The organism is Paenibacillus sp. 01T422 (assembly GCF_056398785.1).
Map to the genome: position 1 here is coordinate 1 of NZ_JBFTQB010001153.1, position 2,782 is coordinate 2,782.

The 2,782-nt window shown below is 48.3% G+C and carries 3 protein-coding genes; all 3 read right to left on the reverse strand.

Annotation, left to right across the window (positions count from 1 at the left end):
* The coding region (locus tag AC1DUA_RS36640; RefSeq protein ID WP_477504406.1) for an extracellular solute-binding protein at positions 1 to 1,177 on the reverse strand (1,177 nt) is incomplete at its 3' end.
* An 84-nt stretch (positions 1,178 to 1,261) separates the two neighbouring features.
* Positions 1,262 to 2,458, reverse strand: coding sequence for an MBL fold metallo-hydrolase (locus AC1DUA_RS36645; RefSeq protein ID WP_477504407.1), 1,197 nt, complete (start codon positions 2,456 to 2,458; stop codon positions 1,262 to 1,264).
* A 14-nt stretch (positions 2,459 to 2,472) separates the two neighbouring features.
* Positions 2,473 to 2,782 (reverse strand): HAD family hydrolase (locus AC1DUA_RS36650; protein WP_477504408.1); only part of this gene is annotated, 310 nt, incomplete at its 5' end.

The window sequence follows — 2,782 nt, forward strand, 5'->3', positions numbered from 1 at the left end:
GGTTATCTGTATAGTTCTTCTTCAATAAATCCGTATTCTGTGCGGATAGTGTCGCTGGGAAATAACCTGTTTTCGCTGCATAAATCGATTGTGCTTTGGATTCAGCGAAATACTTCATGAATAACCAGCCTGCCAGCTGTTTCTCTGGTGTCGTTTTGAACAGGACTTGATTACCGCCGTACAATTCCGTTACTTTATTTCCACTTTTACCTTGCGGGATTAGCGTAACGCCCCACTTGAACTTATCTTTCACCAAATCAAGCTTTGAGCTTGTGCGGGCCGTCGTGCCGATCTCCATCACTGCTCTGCCGTTCGTGAATTCCTGTTCCGTGTCTTGCGCGAATAGAATTGCTTTCTTATCCACCAAATTCTTGATGATTCCAGCCAGTTCCAATGCCTGTGGGTTGTCGTAATTCACGCCGCTTTGATCCAAATTGATCGGGTCAATGCCGTAAGTGCGCAGCCAGGTGCGGAACGTTCCACCATTATTGGCATTCCCCATGACCAACGCAGGAACACCCGTTTTATCCGTAATATCTAGTGCCATCTTCTCAAATTCCTGCCAGGTTGCTGCGGGCTTCTCATAACCTGCTTTCTTAAGCAGATCCATGTTGTAATATACACCCATAGAGGAGTTGCCATGCGGCCAACTCATCGTCTTCCCATTGTACTCCGGGATACGCTGACGAGCCAATACGCCTGGCATGATGTCATCGAGATCTGCTTTTTTCAACCCGTTAACCGGATCGTTGATGTAGTCGTCAAGCGCGACAATTTTGTCCGCTTTCATGTATTCCAGCGTATCGCTCTCATAGGACATGGCTACTGCCGGAAGACCCCCACCTTGCAGGGAAGCGCGCACTTTTTTATTCAAATCGTCATACGAACCTTGAAACACTTCTTTGACAATAATTTTACCTTCATATTCTTTATTAAAAGCTGCGACCATCTCTTTGATTGCATCCCCATAGATGGTTGCTTGAATATGCCAGAAATCGATCGTTATCGGCCCGTTCTTCCCAAGCTCAATCCCTTGCGCTACTTTAGACTCTTCTTTTTTATCCGTTTGCGTGCTGGCAGGTGCTGCTTGCTGTGGTGTTCCACAACCAATGGTTGTGAGAAGCAAAAGGCTCGCTATTGAAGCTTTCCAAGCGGGAAAACGTTTCGTTATATTCATGGTTATCACTCCCTCGATTTATATGTTGCATGAAGCATCAATACGAATAACAGGCAATGAGAAAAGGTAGGTTTAGCATGTGATCTATTTACCAATGAGTTCTGTAAGCTCAAAGCTTTCTCCAGGAGCCGGGCAATACTTCCTTACGCTACCGCTGTTGAACATCGTTGGGTGTAAGCTATGCAACGGCACAACTAATTTCGGGGAAATCCGTGTGGTTAATTCGGATATCTCCTGCGGCGATGCATGCCCTCCCGTCGCACAATAGCGATACTGAACACCAAATTCAGTGAGCCACTTCAGAAGCGTTTCGTCTGATGGTGTCAACGGATTTCCGTCCGCATGGACGTAAATGGATGCCGATTCGCGTGAGCCAAAGGTTTCCAATTCCGCTATAAGTGGTGTGTGCGGATACGTCAGATAGACGGCATACGACGATTTATTAGCTGTAATTTCATTAAGCGTTATAGCCACGTTACGAGCGAGAATGTTTACATACACCAAACCATCCGTGTCTTCCATTGCACGGCGGCATTCGACAGCCACCTCAACTTCAAGCCGGTCCTTCGGCTTGCGGAACAACGTATCCGGACGCATCCTTGTGCCTTCGGTGATTAGCAGATCGACTCCAGCGTCTTGGCAGCGTTCGATGAACCGATCCAAGCGAAACGAATTCCGGCCATGACGACGCCAATCGGCTGTGAAAGCAATCTTATGCTGCGGTCCGTGAATAATGAAGCCCGTAACCCCGGGACTATCATGATCCACTTCGATGAACTCGATACGGAAAGTGCCAAAGTCGACGATCTGTCCGTCATCAATCAGACGAATATCTGCTTGCGTGCCATCGTACTCACCTGCAGCTACGACACCTTCATACACCGCGTAGGCATCACGGTGCATCCAGACAGGAAGCCCTTCGCGTAGTGAAGGAAGCAGAGCCATGTGATCTTGATGGATGTGACTCACAAAACCATGCAGGTTGTTCACCTGAGGCAAATGATCTTTGCCCCACACTTGCGCAAGCTCAGCTTCTCCAACATCGCCCAGTAAAGCGGGATCGTATAACCCCAACACGGGAGGTGCCATCCGTGTCAGCAGACAACTTCGGATCCCAAAGTCTGAACGGACACTGACTTCGCCTTTGAAAAATGCGCGTGCCATACCAAGATCAAACACAATCCCCGTGTCTCCGCAGCTATACATGATGTGAACACCGCCAATTGTGGTCAACCCACCATAAAACGTTATGCGCTCTTCTAACGGATGACTCTGATTCATACGTTTTACCTCCTCTAAATGTGTTTATGTTTGCTATGTTGAATATCGTCCAAAAGGGATGCTAGTTCGTCCAGCGTTGTCAGTCGCACATCCCACGGCGACGGGTCGGAAGATGGATATGCGGATATCCACGCCGTGCGTCCACCTAATTTACGAACCGGATACAGATCGTTCCAAGCATGATCGCCAATCGAGAGAATTTGCTCAGGCCGCAGCCCTTCCCGTTTCATTAGCTCACTCATGAACTGTTCCATGCCAACCGGTTTCCCTGCGCCGTATATGATGTCCGAAAACAATTCGCTGGCGCCGAGTGCAGCAATAAAC

What these genes read in the sequence shown, in the direction of transcription:
- AC1DUA_RS36645 (WP_477504407.1), bottom strand. Translation starts at nt 2,458, where the DNA reads ATGAATCAGAGTCATCCGTTAGAAGAGCGCATAACGTTTTATGGTGGG.